We start from the raw sequence: 14,150 nt of genomic DNA, 5'->3' as shown, positions 1-14,150 counted from the left end.
ATTAAGGTCGCGTATTTTATACTCAACTGAGCGGTAAGTCACTTAACTCGTACGTTTTTGATGACGCTCTCGATTCTCGAGCTTCTTTTCTTGGCTCTTTCTGAGCATAACGTAGACCGCGCCGCTTCCACCATGGAATCGCTGTGCACTGTGGGCGCACTGGACATCTTTTATTTGAGTCAGCCAATGTGCGAGATAACTCTTTATTAATGCTGGTGGGTTGGAGCGTTCACCACGCCCATGCACGATGAGCACCGTGCGGATGTCCATACGCATACACTGTTGCAGAAACTTCACCACTTCGTCACGTGCTTCTTTAAGCGTTCTTCGATGTAAGTCGAGTTTTGCTTGTAGCGGATATTTACCCAACCTCAGTTTGCGATAAACACCCTCCTGCATGCCGTCACGTTTAAACTCAATTAAGTCGTCTGGTTTGATCATCGGAGCGTAATCAATAGACAGGTATTCAGGATCTTGCTCAGAGAGCCAAAGCGCCGCTTCTCGCTTCGCCAAATGGGCGTCAGATACTTGGTGAGTCTTTTTGAGTTCAACGGTGTCACTGTGAATAGGCTTTACATCGCCCATCATCTGTTGGAATAGATCTAGATCATCGTCTTGAGACATAACTTCATCTCGGATAAGCCAATTTAACAGGAGTATATACGAATATGAGCCAGAGGTGAGAGCAATAAAAAACCGGAGTGAACAGGCGATCCACTCCGGTGCATAGCGGTTTTCTATTCAAAATAGAAGCTAAGCGATTCTAGTGAGGAGATTTGTCATTCATTACTTTGTAGATGAAGAAACCACCGTAAAACAGCATTAAGCCCAGCGCTGCAAAGATAACTAGCATTGAAGATAAGCCCACTGCATTACCAAATAGGAGATCAAGCCAAAAGTCCATGTTTCCTCCAAAGTATTGATGACAGGGATTAAGTTAACGGTTGGTGTTAAATTGAACACTGATCTGGATCAATTGTACTTTGAGTGTTAAAAAGCTGTGCGTCAGCGTGTGTATTTGGTCACATTTTGTGTGCTTGTGGTGATATGATGAGCAAACGAACGCAAAAGCAAAGAAAGTTGTCACAAAAGCCTTGCTTCGAAAGAATTAATCATTAATATACGCATCCGTTGTTGAGCAAAACTCAAAACAACAATCTCGGTGAATAGCGCAGCTTGGTAGCGCATCTGGTTTGGGACCAGAGGGTCGGGGGTTCGAATCCCTCTTCACCGACCACTTTCAAAAAGCCTCGCTTTAATCGCGGGGCTTTTTACTTTCAAAAGAACCTCGCTTTTTAGCGAGGTTCTTTGCATTTCTGAGTAGCAAAAACTTCTTTAAGCTAAGCTAGCTTTGCCGCCGAGTTTTGCTACGACACCCTCTAGGCCGAGCACGGCAAAGATAATCGCGAAGAATGCGACAATGCCACCAAATGCACCTGTAAAGGCAACATGTTGACCGAATAGCATGGCGATAACTCCCATAGCGAGAAACTTCGAGCCCACTAAAATGATGTAAGACGAAATACCACGTTTCAGTTTTGGTAGGGTTTTATGCTTAAGAAAGTACGACGCCATAACTTTTTCAAGCGAGATAGCGCCTTTAAGCATGCCGGTTAACACCATCGATGCGTATACTGCTACTTCAAGGCTCGCGACAAATACCCAGTCCCAAGATGCGTTGAGTACAAGCATCACGACGGTCGTGATAATAGAGCTGATGGCGATATCTTTTAGTACTTTCATTTATAGTCCTCGGTGTGATTTCTGCTGACCTGATTAAGGTACCAATCACTGCGACTCACTATTTACCATTTTACGCCAATGGATATTGCACTTACGTAAAGTGCGGATGTTTGACCTTATTTATCATGTGGGTATAATTAAGCTAGTTTTGCTCCTACTTTAAATCCCTTTATCGGGACTCCAGAGAGCATAAAAAATTTCTCATTTTAGATTTGTTCTACCACTGTGACACGGATCATTGGCTCAACATTGACTGGTGGTTTGTCGTACTTATTACAAGGTTTGTGTCAACGAGGTTTTTTCAGTCGCTAGAGAGCGTCAATAAACTGCGTATTGCCTTTCTAACACGTCGTTAACGTCGTGTGCTTTCGAGTGCGAGTTCAGTGGAGTTTTTTCATCGATCTGAAAGAGATAGCTCTATATGAATGTAATTATCAACGGTCAAACGTATCTTCTGCGCGAAAATAAGAGCATCCTAGATGTCGCAAAAGATATTCAAGTTGATGTCCCTTCTCTTTGTTCCATCAGTAAACACAACGACAAGCAGTCATGTGATCTTTGTGTCGTTGAAGTGGTGGGGAAAGGTATTGTTAAGGCGTGTGAGACGCAAATCCAAGATGGCATGACCATCGTTACCCAGTCCGCTCAAATTAATAATCTTAGAAGGCAAGCACTCAACAAAATATTCGCCGATCACAATGCTGACTGTGAAGCACCCTGCAAAGTTGCCTGTCCAGCAAATGTCGATATTCAAACCTACCTGCACCACATCGCACAAGGCGATCATCAGCAAGCCGTAAAAATCATCAAAGATACACTACCTATGCCGATTTCCATTGGTCGCGTGTGTCCTGCTTTTTGTGAACATGAATGTCGTCGTACCTTGGTTGACGAACCGCTCGCAATTCGCCAGCTTAAACGCCACGCTGCAGATATTGATTTATCGCTAGCCGAGCAATTTGAGCCACTGAAACTCCCTTACAACGGCCATCGAGTCGCCATTGTTGGTGCAGGGCCGGGTGGGCTGGCATGTGGTTATTACCTTAGCTACCAAGGTTTTGCTGTCGACATTTTTGAATCCATGCCAGAGGCTGGTGGCTGGCTTCGCTATGGCATTCCAGAGTACCGTTTGCCGAAAGATATTCTGGATAAAGAAATTGATCTGATGTGCCGTGGTGGGATGAGAATCCACACCAACACACGTCTTGGTAAAGATATTGCTCTTGATGAGCTGACAGACAACTATGAAGCGGTCTGCCTTGCTGTTGGAGCGACCAAAGCGGTCAATATGCCGTATCCGGGCTCTGACTTAGAGGGTTGTGTACTTGGTGTTGATTTCCTAAAAGACCATATGACGGACAAAACCTTCACCATTGGCAAGAAGGTGGCCGTGATCGGTGGCGGTAATACCGCGATTGATTGCGCGCGAACTGCGATTCGCGAAGGGGCTGAGACGACCATCATCTATCGTCGCACTCGAAATGAGATGCCAGCCGAAATGCATGAAATTGAAGCGGCAGAGCTAGAAGGGATTAAGTTTAAGTTTTTGACCAATCCTAAATGCAATCTTGCCGATTCACAGGGGCGTGTTGAGCATATTGAGTTAGAGATAATGGAGTTGGGTGAGCCTGATAGTTCTGGCCGCCGCCGCCCAGTCTCTACCGGTAAAACTGAGACTGTTGCTTTTGATACGGTTATCTCAGCGTTATCGCAAAAACCGGACGTCGAGTTTCTGAAATCCGCCAAACACCCTTTGCCTTTGACTGATTGGGGCACGGCGTCTTCTGACGGTGATTCGATGCACCATGGTTACAATGTCTACAGTATCGGTGATTTCAGACGTGGACCAGCGACGGCCATTGAAGCTATCGCTGATGGCAAGAAGGCAGCCGATGCTATTGAGCGTTATATTCTTCAAGGTCACTTTAAACCTGAACCTAGAGCGTTTAATAGTCACAAAGCAGAGCGTTTGAGCGAAGTTCGCCAAACAGAATATCTGCAAGAAAAAGCCAAAGCGCGAGCTAAAGCAGAGCAGTTGTCAGTAGAAGCCTGCCAAACAACTTATCAAGAAGTTGAACTGGGTATGTCGGATGAGAAGGCTATTGCTGAGGCTGCGCGCTGTTTAGAATGCGGCTGCCAGGCAAACACTCAATGTGACCTTCGCGATTACGCCACCGAGTACAAAGTGGATTATCGAGAGATAAACATTAACCAGCGCAAAATGTTCCCAGTGGACAAAACCAGCGAGTTTATTGTTTTCGATGCAAACCGTTGTATTAGTTGTGGCTCCTGTGTTCATGCGTGTCAGACCGAATCGGTTCACGGTATTTTAAACTTTTCAGAAACGTCACATCGTCCTTCTTTCCCTAACGGTGCCACGATGGGTGACAGCAACTGCGTTCAATGTGGCGCGTGTGTTCAGGTGTGCCCAACGGGAGCGCTGTCTGATAAGCGAGATAAATCTCACGGTCGAATCGAGATGCTGACACCGGTGAAAACTATCTGTACTTATTGTGGGGTAGGTTGTCGTGTTGAGCTGTATGTGGATGCGGCGAACAACAAAATTCGTTACGTCAAAGGGGATAAAACGTCTCCAGTAAACCAAGGCATGTTGTGTGTGAAAGGTCGCTTTGGCTTTGATTTCATTCAAAGTGAAGAGCGACTTTCTACGCCACTGATTAGAAAAGCAGGGGAATTGGTGCCTGCCTCTTGGGATGAAACCGTGCAGTACGTAGCTGATAAGCTGAGTAAAATTAAGTCGATGTATGGTAGTGACAGCTTGGCCGGGTTCTCATCGGCAAAAACCACCAACGAAGATAACTACGCATTCCAAAAACTGTTCCGTCGTGAAATTGGCACCAACAATATCGACCACTGCGCGCGGTTGTGTCACTCCTCGACAGTAACAGGTTTGGAAGCCGCATTTGGTAGTGGTGCAATGACCAACGATATTCCAAGTATCAAACACTCGGACGTTATCTTTATTATTGGTTCAGACACCAGTGCTGCTCACCCAATCATTGCTTCCCATATCAAACAAGCAGTCGCGGATGGGGCAACCTTGATTGTGGCTGATCCAAAACGTATCGATATGGTCGATCATGCCAAATTATATGTTCGTCATCGTCCTGGCACAGACGTTATGTTGCTTAACTCAATCATGCATGTCATTGATAAAAATGGCTGGCAAGATGATGCCTATATCGAAGAGCGCACCGAAGGTTACAGCAACTTGGTCGAAGAGATTCGCAAAGAGTCTTACTCACCGGTTAATGCTGCGTTGGTGACTGGTGTGGCTGCGTTCGATATCGAGCGATTGGCAGAGCTTATTGGTACGGCCAAAGTCACGTCGGTGTTCTACTCGATGGGAATCACGCAGCACACGACAGGTCACGACAACGTGCGCTCGATAGCTAATCTACAAATGCTTTGCGGCAACGTCGGGGTTGAAGGTGGCGGTATTAACCCTCTACGTGGTCAATCAAACGTTCAAGGCTCATGTGATATGGGGGCTCTACCGAGCGATTACCCGGGCTATCAGAAGGTCACTAATCCAGAGGTTCAGGCCAAATTTGCTAAGGCTTGGAATAGTGAGACTTTACCGACAGAGAAAGGTAAAACGCTGACGGAAATCATTGATGGTGCCTGTGATGGTGACATTAAGGCGTTGTATGTCATGGGCGAGAACCCTGTGCTTAGTGACCCAGACCAAGCGCACGCTGTTCATGGATTGAAGTCGCTCGATTTCTTAGTGGTTCAGGACATATTCCTAACGGAAACCGCGCAACTCGCGGATGTGGTTCTGCCGTCTTACTCATTTGCAGAGAAGGCTGGACACTTTACCAATACAGAACGACGAGTTCAGCGTTTAGTGCCTGCGGTTCAAGCTCCAGGTGAAGCGAAAGAAGACTGGCGCATTATTCAAGACATCGCCAATGCTATGGGCAGTGATTGGGCTTACCAAACGGTTCAGGATATTACTGAGGAAATCGCCGATGTAACACCGCAATATCATGGTATTCGTTGGCAGTCGATAGGTGGTAATGGTCTGCAATGGCCGTGTAATGAGGTTAAGCCATTTGGTACGCGCATCATGCACAAAGACCAGTTCGTTCGCGGTAAAGGGGCGATGAAAGCTATTCCATTTGAGTATGCTGCAGAGCTCCCTGATGACGAATACCCGCTAATATTGACGACGGGGCGTCTTCTAGAACAGTTCCACACAGGTACCATGACTCGTAAAACCAAAGGGTTAGACAATCTTGCGGGACCACGCATTATGGTGAGTGTGGAAGAAGCTGAGCGATTAGGCATTGCTAATGGTGAGACCGTGAAACTGGTGTCACGCCGTGGTGAAATTAGTGCGCCTGCTTTTGTGACTAAGCGAATGCAACAAGGTGTGGTATTTGTGCCCTTCCACTTTGCCGAGTCTGCAGCGAATAAGCTAACCAATACAGCGACCGATCCTTACGCCAAAATACCTGAGTTTAAAGTGTCGGCGGTCAGACTAGAGACGGTTACTCAGCCGGTTCATTAGGGTCAGACCAAACCTTAGGGATATCGAAATGAGGCAAGCCATTTGGCTTGCTTCTTTGTCCTTGGCGCCATGCTTTAAGTTGGTTAACGTAGGTAAGAATGTGAGCGATGGCTACAAACAATTGATTAGGCACCATTTGATCGATTTGGGTTGTATTGTAAATAGCTCGCGTAAGCGCTGCACTTTCCACCACTTCAACACTGTGTTTAGCTGCCAACTCACGAATGTACACCGCCACTTCATCTTTGCCTTTCGCAACAACAAATGGCGCTTCGGCCTGAGTTAAATCATAAATCAAGGCGACGGCATATTGCGTGGGGTTAGTGAGTACCACATTGGCTTTTGGTACACGCTCATTGGCTCCTCGTTTGGCATTTTGAGTTTGGATTTGTCGAATCCTAGCTTTCACTTCCGGGCGTCCCTCTTGCTCCTTGTGTTCATCTTTTACCTCTTGCTTAGTCATCTTCATTTGCTTAGTAAATTCATGTCGCTGGTAGGGGAAGTCAAGCAGACCAAAGATAACTACGACAAGCAGCAAGTAGCCGAGATACTCTATGGTGATCGTAGCGACAGTAAACACTACAGTATCAAAGTGAGCGCTTACCAAATTCGTGATAACCGCGATATAGCTGGAGATGACCCAATACAACAAACTGAAAAACAGCGTTACCTTCACCACATTTTTAAACAGCTCCACCACTGACTGTGTTGAGAAAATACGCTTTATTCCTTTTATAGGACTGATTTTTTCAAGCTTGGGCGTTAGTAGTGAAGGGCTGAAAATCCACCCTCCCAACAAAGTAGAGCCAAATATGGCGGCGATAATTTGGTAAATCAATAGCGGAAAAAACAACATCACCATGGAAAAAAGGGCGGTGCCTAACAGTTCGACTGAAGTCATCCAATGGTTGATGGTTTGAGTATCGAATTGAAAGCTAGCTAAGAATAGCTCAATAAATGTTTGCTTGATCATATCGATATTTAGGACGTAATAGGCCACCACGCTGATAAGGGTAATGGAAGAGACAAACTCTTTGGCACGCGGAACTTGTCCTTCTCTGCGAGCCTTGGAGAGTTTATGTTGGCTGGGCTGTTCACTTTTATCGCCCGAATCTTGATGCTCAGACATTAGGCAGCCTCAACATGTAATGCAGGTGTTGGTTAAGCTCCAGAACTAAATCAAAGTAGTGATCGCCAATACCCGTTAAGGAGGCCATTAACGCAAATAAGCCCAGTAACATGGTCATTGGAAAACCAAGTGCGAACACATTTAGCGAAGGGGCCGCTTTATTCATCAGACCAAAAGTGATGTTACTAAGCAGCATTACCACTATCGCAGGCACTGCCACGAGTAAACCTGTCGCAAACATCCACGACACCATTTTGAGTACATAATCGATACTGCTGAAGGGGAAAGTGGAGTCAAGCGGCCAATAGGTAAAGCTCTCTTTGAATACTAAAAGCACCACCAAATGAGCATCAAGGGATAGGAACAGTAGCATTGAGGTGATAAACATAATCCGTCCAATAATGGCGATACTGATGCCATTCGCTGGATCATTCATTACCGCCATCGCTAGTCCCATCTGCATCGAAATAGCTTGTCCTGCAATGGAAAAAATAGTGAAGAAGATCATAACGGCGAAGCCAACGAGGAAACCAAAAATCAACTGATACAGGGAAAACAAGAGGGTATCGATGCTAAATGGATTAAAGGGTGGTACTTCGTGCACCAGCGGAGCCAGCAGTAACGAAAAGATAAAAGCAAACAGTAGCTTAACTCTTAGCGGAATGGCGTTGTCACCAAAGAAAGGCGCAATGAGAAATAGGCCCGTTAAACGGACAAATGGCCACCATAAAACACCAAGCCATTGAGTGATTTCAGTAAATGTCAGCTGCATCACGATTACCCAACTTTGGTCGGAATCGCATCAAAGATAAACAGAAATAGGTCACTGATTTCCTGTAGTAGCCAATGCCCCGCCAAAATGATAGATAGCAAGGTCACTAGAAGCCTTGGAAGAAAACTCAACGTCTGCTCGTTGACTTGAGTAACCGCTTGGAAGATGGCTACCACTAAGCCGACGATAAGGCTGGGTACAATTAGTACAGAGACCATCAGGATAATGACCCATATGGCTTGACTGACAAGCGTGACGGCTTCTTCTGGGCTCATCCGTTAATCCAAAAACTATTGGCAAGGCTACCCATCAGCAAGCCCCACCCGTCAACGATGACAAATACTAAGAGCTTAAAGGGTAAGGAAACAATGAGTGGTGAAAGCATCATCATACCCATGGACATCAGTACAGATGCGACAACGAGATCGATCACTAAAAACGGCAGAAACAGCATGAAACCAATTTGAAATGCCACTTTTAACTCACTCAGCAAATAAGCAGGTAGTAATATTAAGAAAGGGATGTCTTCATCAGAGGCGAGCGTTTTCTCTCCGGCTATTTTCGTCACTTGCTCGAGCGCTTTGCGCTGGGTTTGGTCCAGCATATAACGGCGCAGTGGTTTTTCTGCCGAGGCTAAGGCCTCCATTAGGGTAATGTCGTCGGTGGAATAAGGCACATAAGCCGTGTCGTATATCTTGGTCCAGACAGGCCGCATAATCAGTAAAGTAAAGATCAGGGCAATACCAATCAAAACCTGATTAGGAGGCGTTTGTTGTAATCCTAAGGCTTGGCGTAATATCGCTAATACGATAATGATCCTTGTGAAACTGGTGCACATGATGACAAACGCTGGCACAAAACTCAGCATCGTCATCAATATCAGAATTTGCAGCTTAACGCTGTATTCAGTCCCTTCTGATGTGTTGGTTTCACTCAATATAGTCAGCCCCTCAGCTTGCGTAGGAGAGAACCAAAAAGTAAGCACCATCAGTAAAATTCGTATTGGCATTGTCGTCCTTGAGCTCGCCCAAACAGCTACTTGCTAGGTTTTTTTATAATACTGAGCAACCTAACGCCATATTGACCATTCTTTGAGACGATTTCGCCAGTACCAAATGCAGTACCATTGATTTTGATATCGACCGGGTCACCTTCGTGTTTCTCTAGCATGACTATGCTGCCGGCTTTCAAGTTAAGCAGCTCGTCTAAGATTAACGTTTTACGAGAGACTTCTACCGTGATGTCGACAGGAATGCTTTTCAATAAAGAGACATTGCTGACGTCATTTTGCTCAGCGTCGAACTCCATGTCATCGGCAAGATCATCCAAATCCAAGTCATCGAGATCTGGTAATTCATCGTGTAAGTTGAGGTCGTTCATTGAACCGTCAATGGGCGGAGTTTGTTTGTCACTAGCCATCGATTTCTACTCCTAACTCAGAGTTAATAGATTGAAGTTTGCCAAAAAAAGTAGGATGCCCATTCACTTTGACCGTTAAATTCTTACACAAGGTCATGGGCATAAAATCACCAGGTTGCAGGCTGGTTAACTCGTGTAGGGTGCATTGCCCATGAAGCATGACACAGCCCAATTCAACCGGTTGATATCGCAGATTGTTTAAAATTTCTTCTCTATCGAAAGTTTCGTTACTTTCCATCAGGTCCCTTAGCTTCTTGACATATCGGTCGTCCAACATAAACGTGATGTCAATTTGTTGATCATCAAAAGTGAAAGTGATGGTGGTGCCAATATCAGAAGGTTGATGATCCGTATGCTCTACCGCGTAATGACTCGCATCAGCAGTCAGAATATTAGTGATCGCCATAGTGAGCTTTTGAAATAGCCTCAAGTGAGTTTGAGTAAGTGTAGTGTCACTAACACTTCTCTTCGATTTTCGGATAGGTGATGGCGTGTTTAGGTGTTTGTATAGCAGAATATCGGCAGCTTGTGGCTCAATAAAGAAAAAAACATGACCGAAGTCTTCGATGTTTAGCACGGTTTTGATGCTGTTTTTAGGTGGTTTATGTGCTTCTGAAAAACTGGCTTTAACATGTCGGCAAGAGAAGTTAAATTTAAAAATATCAACAACTTCATTAGAGAAGTGCCCAGCGTGTTTGAGCAGGAATTTACGCATCTTAATACTCGGATTTCCAAACTCTGTTAACGAACATTCTTTCATGTCAATCCCCGAAAATTGTTATTTGTGAGTGTTCTCAAATTTGACACGCCAATTATTTCTAACTATAGGTTATAGCATTCTCATTTCAACTTAGGTTGAGTGAGAAATACATAAAATTATAAAGACCTGTTTTACTATGAAATAAGGTCGACGTTAGACGAGGCTAGGGCATGATTCACTTAGACGATGCGTTAGGGGTTCACCCTAAGGTAGTTCAATTTCGTTTGGATAGAGCTGCAGTTTTGAGCTCGAATATTGCCAATGTGGACACCCCTAATTACAAAGCGATGGATCTGAAATTTGATGCGATATTGAGTGGTATCGGTAACAGTAAAGATTGGCACATTGATACTGCGGCGCAATTCAGAATTCCAGTGCAAAGAACGCGAGATGGTAATACCGTTGAACTTGAAAATGAACAGGCAAGATTCGCTAAAAATGTGATGGATTATCATCAGAGCTTGGCATTTCTGCAGTCGAAAATTAACGGTATCAAAACGGCCATCAAGGGACAATAAGTGAATTGATTAGGTAGGGACACCATGTCATTCTTAGGTATCTATGAGACGGCGGGCTCGGCAATGAGTGCCCAAACCGTTAGGCTTAATACTATCTCCAGTAACTTGGCAAACGCTGATTCTGTTTCTGGGGACCCTTCAAAAGTTTATAAACCACTCAAACCGATATTTTCTGCGGTTTACAACCATTTCAATGCACAAGAAACCCAACATCAAGGCGTGGTACCAATTCGCATTGCAGACGTTGTCGAAGTGTCTTCGATGATGGAAGGGCGTTATGAGCCCAACAATCCGCTGTCAAATGACGAAGGTTATGTGTACTACTCAGGAATCAATGTCGTCAACGAGATGGCAGATATGATCTCGGCGACTCGCAGTTTTGAAGCCAGTGTTGAAGTGCTGGGTAATGTCAAATCCATGCAGCAATCACTTATGGGTCTGTGGCGCAGTTAATAGAGCCCTGCTATTGCGAATCAGTGATTTCTAAGGAATGTACCTATTATGACGACTATATCCGGAGCGGCGCAGGTCAATAACATTGAGTCTGCGTCAACATTGGCCCCTAAAGAAAACCCAAACAGCGCTGGGGCGTTAAAGAATGAATTTATCACCTTGATGGTGGCGCAGATTGAAAACCAAGACCCGTTAAACCCGACGGATGGGACTGAATACGTTGCGCAGTTGGCGCAGTTTTCTCAAGTAGAGAGCACAGAGAACCTAGTTCAGTTGATGCAAAACAACACGACGATGCTTGATAACTTGCAAGTCCTGAGTACCGCAGCCTTGGTGGACAAAACCGTCACCGTCAAAAGTGACCAACTATCCGCATCGGGTGAGGGCACTCACACTGGTTATATTCAATTGCAAGCTGCGTCCAATACAGTGGCTGTCGAGTTGGTAAATCATCTTGGGCAAGTGAAAACGGTAACGTTAGGCCCCAATAGTGCAGGGCGGGTTGATTTTGCTTTTGATGCCAAAGCGATGGGTCTGAATGGCGCGTACCAAATGAAAGTGACATTGGACAGTGGACAAAATTACCAGCCAGCGATTTATCAGCATGGCAAGGTTGAGCAGGTGACAACGCCGCTTGTAGGCGGAACAAGCCATCTGCAAGTGCAAGGAGTGGGTTTAGTGGCGTTTTACGACGTGGCGGCCTTCTCTAATTAAGTTGTATTTTCGCGAGTATTTTTAGTCTTTGACCTTTTTTAAGTTTTTGTAAGTAAGATGATGGCTGTCGTTCTCCGCGAACCAGAGAGCTAGCGGAGATAGCCTCTTTTGAATGAAGAGGATGACATTATGAGCTTTAGTATTGCACTGAGTGGGCTAAATGCCTCTAACTCAGAGCTCAACACTATTTCCAACAATATTGCTAATGTTTCAACAACAGGCTTTAAGGAGTCGAGAACCGAATTTGCGTCGGTTTACAGTGGGAGTGAAGCTGGTGGCGTTGAAGTAGTCGGTGTGTCGCAAAACTTTGAGAAAAGTGGCACGGTAACAGGCACTGGGCGCTCACTGGACATGGCGTTGAGTGGCAATGGGTTCTTTGTTTTAGAGGACAGCAAAGGGCAAACTCTCTACACTCGCTCGGGTATTTTCAATATGAATGCCGACGGCGTGATCACCGCCAATAGCGGCGCAGCGCTGCAAGGTTACTCGGTCGATGGGAATAATAATCTACTCTTAGGTTCGGTCGGCACAGTGCAAATCAGCACAGCTTCGCTGCAAGCAAGAGAAACCGACAGTATCGAGTTTGTGGCCAATTTAGATGCGCGAGAGCAAGTCCCCGCGGCGGCCTTTGATTACAGCGATTCTTCTACCTACAACCATTCTTACACCACGCCAGTTTATGATTCGCTGGGCAACCCACACACGGTAAGTCAGTACTTTGTCAAAGGGGCCTCCAATGATTGGAATGTTCACGTTTTAGTGGATGGTCAAGCCATCAACGCAGCCGATGCACTAGTCCCCGCGAGTTCTCCAACTACCACCGATAGCGCTAATTTCACCTTTAACGCAGATGGAACTATTGCATCAGGGGGGAACTACAGCGTGAGTTTTGACCCCGCTAATGGCGCAAACGGCGTGACAGTGAATATAGATTTATCGTCAGTCACTCAGTTTGGTAGTGACTTTGTGGTGTCCAAAAATAGTCCTAACGGCTATACCTCCGGTGATTATGCCAGTGTTCGAATGGAAAATGATGGACGTATTTTTGCCACCTACACCAATGGGCAATCTCAACTGCAAGGCCAAGTGGTACTCGCCGACTTTGCTGCCCCTCAAAACCTGATCAAAACCAGTGATACCGCATGGCTGCAAAGCTTTAGTTCTGGCACTCCGGTTTTGGGTACAGCAGGCAGTGGTGTGTTCGGTGATTTAACGTCGGGAGCACTGGAAGGCTCAAATGTGGATCTGACTTCTGAGTTGGTGGCTTTAATGACCGCACAGCGTAACTATCAAGCCAACACCAAATCGATTTCAACCTCAGATCAGCTAACCCAAGCGCTATTCAACGTGGTGTAGGACTATGAATCCAATACTGTTTAGTGCAGCGAAAGGTGCTGAGCGAACCATGCTCGCTCAGCACGTTCGCGCCAATAACCTCTCTCATGCTGACACCATAGGGTTCAAGGCACTGATGGAACACTCTTCACCAATGCGTTTGGAAGGCTCGGGGTTTTTAACCTCGGTAACTTCGAGAACTAATTCGGCGATCAACAATTTTGCACAAGGTGAAGATATTCGCACCGAACGTCCTTTGGATGTCTCTATTAACGGCGATGGGTTTATTACCTTAGAAGGCTTGGAGGGCGAACCGAACGAACTGTACACCCGTGCCGGAAATTTTCGATTGGATGGTAATGGTCAGCTTTACCTTGGTGAGCGACGTGTTATGTCAATCGATGGGCCTATGGTTTTGCCCGATTTTGAGTTTATTACCGTCAGTGCAAACGGCCTGATTTCAGTGACTCCAATTGGTGGAGAAGCTTCGGTCGAGGTAGGTGCGCTCAAGTTAGTTAAGCCTGAATACGATGCGATGACCATGCATGCCAGCGGTCATTTTGTTCCTAAAGGAGGTGGTGTGTTAGCTGAAGACTTTACGGTTCAAGTGCGTTCTGGGTATTTAGAGGCGAGTAACGTATCAAGCCTCGAAGAGTTGGTTAGCATCATGTCACTTACTCGACAATATGAAATGCAAATTGAAGTCATGGCGTCGGCCGATGAAATTGCTCAGATAGGGAACAAACTGCTTAAAGCTTAAGGAAGACAAT

General features: G+C 45.6%; 15 protein-coding genes and 1 tRNA gene. 7 read left to right on the top strand and 9 right to left on the bottom strand.

Translation table 11 applies throughout. The features are described from left to right. Positions 1 to 42: 42 nt before the first annotated feature. The gene (smrA, locus tag VTH8203_RS11620) at positions 43 to 624 is read right to left on the bottom strand and encodes a DNA endonuclease SmrA (RefSeq protein WP_096993833.1); all 582 of its coding nucleotides are present in this window, start codon (positions 622 to 624) and stop codon (positions 43 to 45) included. Between the two features lie 139 nt (positions 625 to 763). After that, the gene (locus VTH8203_RS11615) at positions 764 to 904 is read right to left on the bottom strand and encodes a DUF3149 domain-containing protein (RefSeq protein ID WP_038229728.1); all 141 of its coding nucleotides are present in this window, start codon (positions 902 to 904) and stop codon (positions 764 to 766) included. 256 nt (positions 905 to 1,160) lie between these two features. On the opposite strand from VTH8203_RS11615, the gene VTH8203_RS11610 reads away from it, so the two are divergent. Beyond that, positions 1,161 to 1,237: transfer RNA gene (locus VTH8203_RS11610), tRNA-Pro, on the top strand. Between the two features lie 98 nt (positions 1,238 to 1,335). On the opposite strand, the gene VTH8203_RS11605 is transcribed toward VTH8203_RS11610, so the two are convergent. Beyond that, a complete protein-coding gene (locus tag VTH8203_RS11605) occupies positions 1,336 to 1,743 on the bottom strand; it encodes a hypothetical protein (RefSeq protein WP_096993832.1) in 408 nt (135 codons plus the stop codon). 421 nt (positions 1,744 to 2,164) lie between these two features. Here VTH8203_RS11605 and fdhF point away from each other — a divergent pair, with 421 nt between their 5' ends. After that, positions 2,165 to 6,280 (top strand): formate dehydrogenase subunit alpha, encoded by a 4,116-nt coding sequence (gene fdhF / locus VTH8203_RS11600; RefSeq protein ID WP_096993831.1) that lies wholly within the window; start codon positions 2,165 to 2,167, stop codon positions 6,278 to 6,280. Here the strand turns inward: fdhF and flhB are convergent. The 6 genes from flhB to VTH8203_RS11570 are packed head-to-tail and all read right to left on the bottom strand — an operon-like array spanning position 6,261 to position 10,360. Further along, positions 6,261 to 7,409, bottom strand: a complete 1,149-nt coding sequence (gene flhB / locus VTH8203_RS11595) for a flagellar biosynthesis protein FlhB (protein ID WP_096993830.1) — start codon at positions 7,407 to 7,409, stop codon at positions 6,261 to 6,263. The two genes, fdhF and flhB, sit on opposite strands and share 20 nt — an antisense overlap. Further along, entirely contained in the window at positions 7,402 to 8,181 is a 780-nt protein-coding gene (fliR, locus tag VTH8203_RS11590; RefSeq protein WP_096993829.1) for a flagellar biosynthetic protein FliR, read from the bottom strand. Before fliR ends, flhB begins: the two co-directional genes overlap by 8 nt. Before the next feature lie 5 nt (positions 8,182 to 8,186). Further along, the gene (fliQ, locus tag VTH8203_RS11585) at positions 8,187 to 8,456 is read right to left on the bottom strand and encodes a flagellar biosynthesis protein FliQ (RefSeq protein ID WP_006074299.1); all 270 of its coding nucleotides are present in this window, start codon (positions 8,454 to 8,456) and stop codon (positions 8,187 to 8,189) included. Beyond that, positions 8,453 to 9,190 (bottom strand): flagellar type III secretion system pore protein FliP, encoded by a 738-nt coding sequence (gene fliP, locus VTH8203_RS11580; RefSeq protein WP_096993828.1) that lies wholly within the window; start codon positions 9,188 to 9,190, stop codon positions 8,453 to 8,455. Before fliP ends, fliQ begins: the two co-directional genes overlap by 4 nt. 26 nt (positions 9,191 to 9,216) lie before the next feature. Then, the gene (locus VTH8203_RS11575; RefSeq protein WP_096993827.1) at positions 9,217 to 9,600 is read right to left on the bottom strand and encodes a FliM/FliN family flagellar motor switch protein; all 384 of its coding nucleotides are present in this window, start codon (positions 9,598 to 9,600) and stop codon (positions 9,217 to 9,219) included. After that, positions 9,593 to 10,360 carry a FliM/FliN family flagellar motor switch protein gene (locus tag VTH8203_RS11570; RefSeq protein ID WP_096993826.1) on the bottom strand — a complete coding sequence of 256 codons (768 nt, stop codon included), beginning with the start codon at positions 10,358 to 10,360 and terminating at the stop codon, positions 9,593 to 9,595. The genes VTH8203_RS11575 and VTH8203_RS11570 overlap by 8 nt, the downstream gene beginning before the upstream one ends. Before the next feature lie 170 nt (positions 10,361 to 10,530). On the opposite strand from VTH8203_RS11570, the gene flgB reads away from it, so the two are divergent. The 5 genes from flgB (at position 10,531) to VTH8203_RS11545 (ending at position 14,140) form a co-directional block, all read left to right on the top strand. Then, the gene (gene flgB, locus VTH8203_RS11565) at positions 10,531 to 10,878 is read left to right on the top strand and encodes a flagellar basal body rod protein FlgB (protein ID WP_096993825.1); all 348 of its coding nucleotides are present in this window, start codon (positions 10,531 to 10,533) and stop codon (positions 10,876 to 10,878) included. 24 nt (positions 10,879 to 10,902) lie between these two features. Next, a complete protein-coding gene (gene flgC, locus VTH8203_RS11560; protein ID WP_006074304.1) occupies positions 10,903 to 11,331 on the top strand; it encodes a flagellar basal body rod protein FlgC in 429 nt (142 codons plus the stop codon). Between the two features lie 48 nt (positions 11,332 to 11,379). Next, positions 11,380 to 12,045, top strand: coding sequence for a flagellar hook capping FlgD N-terminal domain-containing protein (locus VTH8203_RS11555; protein WP_096993824.1), 666 nt, complete (start codon positions 11,380 to 11,382; stop codon positions 12,043 to 12,045). 129 nt (positions 12,046 to 12,174) lie between these two features. Continuing rightward, positions 12,175 to 13,401 (top strand): flagellar hook protein FlgE, encoded by a 1,227-nt coding sequence (gene flgE, locus VTH8203_RS11550; RefSeq protein ID WP_096993823.1) that lies wholly within the window; start codon positions 12,175 to 12,177, stop codon positions 13,399 to 13,401. 4 nt (positions 13,402 to 13,405) lie between these two features. Continuing rightward, complete coding sequence (locus tag VTH8203_RS11545; protein ID WP_096993822.1) at positions 13,406 to 14,140, top strand: flagellar basal body rod protein FlgF; 735 nt, start codon at positions 13,406 to 13,408, stop codon at positions 14,138 to 14,140. Positions 14,141 to 14,150: the final 10 nt, after the last annotated feature.

The sequence above is a fragment of the Vibrio thalassae genome (genome assembly GCF_900089835.1).
GTDB classification, from domain to species: Bacteria; Pseudomonadota; Gammaproteobacteria; order Enterobacterales; family Vibrionaceae; genus Vibrio; species Vibrio thalassae.
Note: the sequence above shows the minus strand (reverse complement) of the source record. Positions and strands in the feature narration are given on the sequence as shown.

Bases quoted from the DNA above. Each gene is read 5' to 3' on its own strand.
- fdhF (WP_096993831.1), top strand. From the start codon at position 2,165: ATGAATGTAATTATCAACGGTCAAACGTATCTTCTGCGCGAAAATAAG.
- VTH8203_RS11555 (WP_096993824.1), top strand. From the start codon at position 11,380: ATGACGACTATATCCGGAGCGGCGCAGGTCAATAACATTGAGTCTGCG.
- fliP (WP_096993828.1), bottom strand. From the start codon at position 9,190: ATGCCAATACGAATTTTACTGATGGTGCTTACTTTTTGGTTCTCTCCT.
- VTH8203_RS11605 (WP_096993832.1), bottom strand. From the start codon at position 1,743: ATGAAAGTACTAAAAGATATCGCCATCAGCTCTATTATCACGACCGTC.
- flgC (WP_006074304.1), top strand. From the start codon at position 10,903: ATGTCATTCTTAGGTATCTATGAGACGGCGGGCTCGGCAATGAGTGCC.
- flgE (WP_096993823.1), top strand. From the start codon at position 12,175: ATGAGCTTTAGTATTGCACTGAGTGGGCTAAATGCCTCTAACTCAGAG.
- fliQ (WP_006074299.1), bottom strand. From the start codon at position 8,456: ATGAGCCCAGAAGAAGCCGTCACGCTTGTCAGTCAAGCCATATGGGTC.
- smrA (WP_096993833.1), bottom strand. From the start codon at position 624: ATGTCTCAAGACGATGATCTAGATCTATTCCAACAGATGATGGGCGAT.
- flhB (WP_096993830.1), bottom strand. From the start codon at position 7,409: ATGTCTGAGCATCAAGATTCGGGCGATAAAAGTGAACAGCCCAGCCAA.
- fliR (WP_096993829.1), bottom strand. From the start codon at position 8,181: ATGCAGCTGACATTTACTGAAATCACTCAATGGCTTGGTGTTTTATGG.
- flgB (WP_096993825.1), top strand. From the start codon at position 10,531: ATGATTCACTTAGACGATGCGTTAGGGGTTCACCCTAAGGTAGTTCAA.
- VTH8203_RS11545 (WP_096993822.1), top strand. From the start codon at position 13,406: ATGAATCCAATACTGTTTAGTGCAGCGAAAGGTGCTGAGCGAACCATG.
- VTH8203_RS11570 (WP_096993826.1), bottom strand. From the start codon at position 10,360: ATGAAAGAATGTTCGTTAACAGAGTTTGGAAATCCGAGTATTAAGATG.
- VTH8203_RS11615 (WP_038229728.1), bottom strand. From the start codon at position 904: ATGGACTTTTGGCTTGATCTCCTATTTGGTAATGCAGTGGGCTTATCT.
- VTH8203_RS11575 (WP_096993827.1), bottom strand. From the start codon at position 9,600: ATGGCTAGTGACAAACAAACTCCGCCCATTGACGGTTCAATGAACGAC.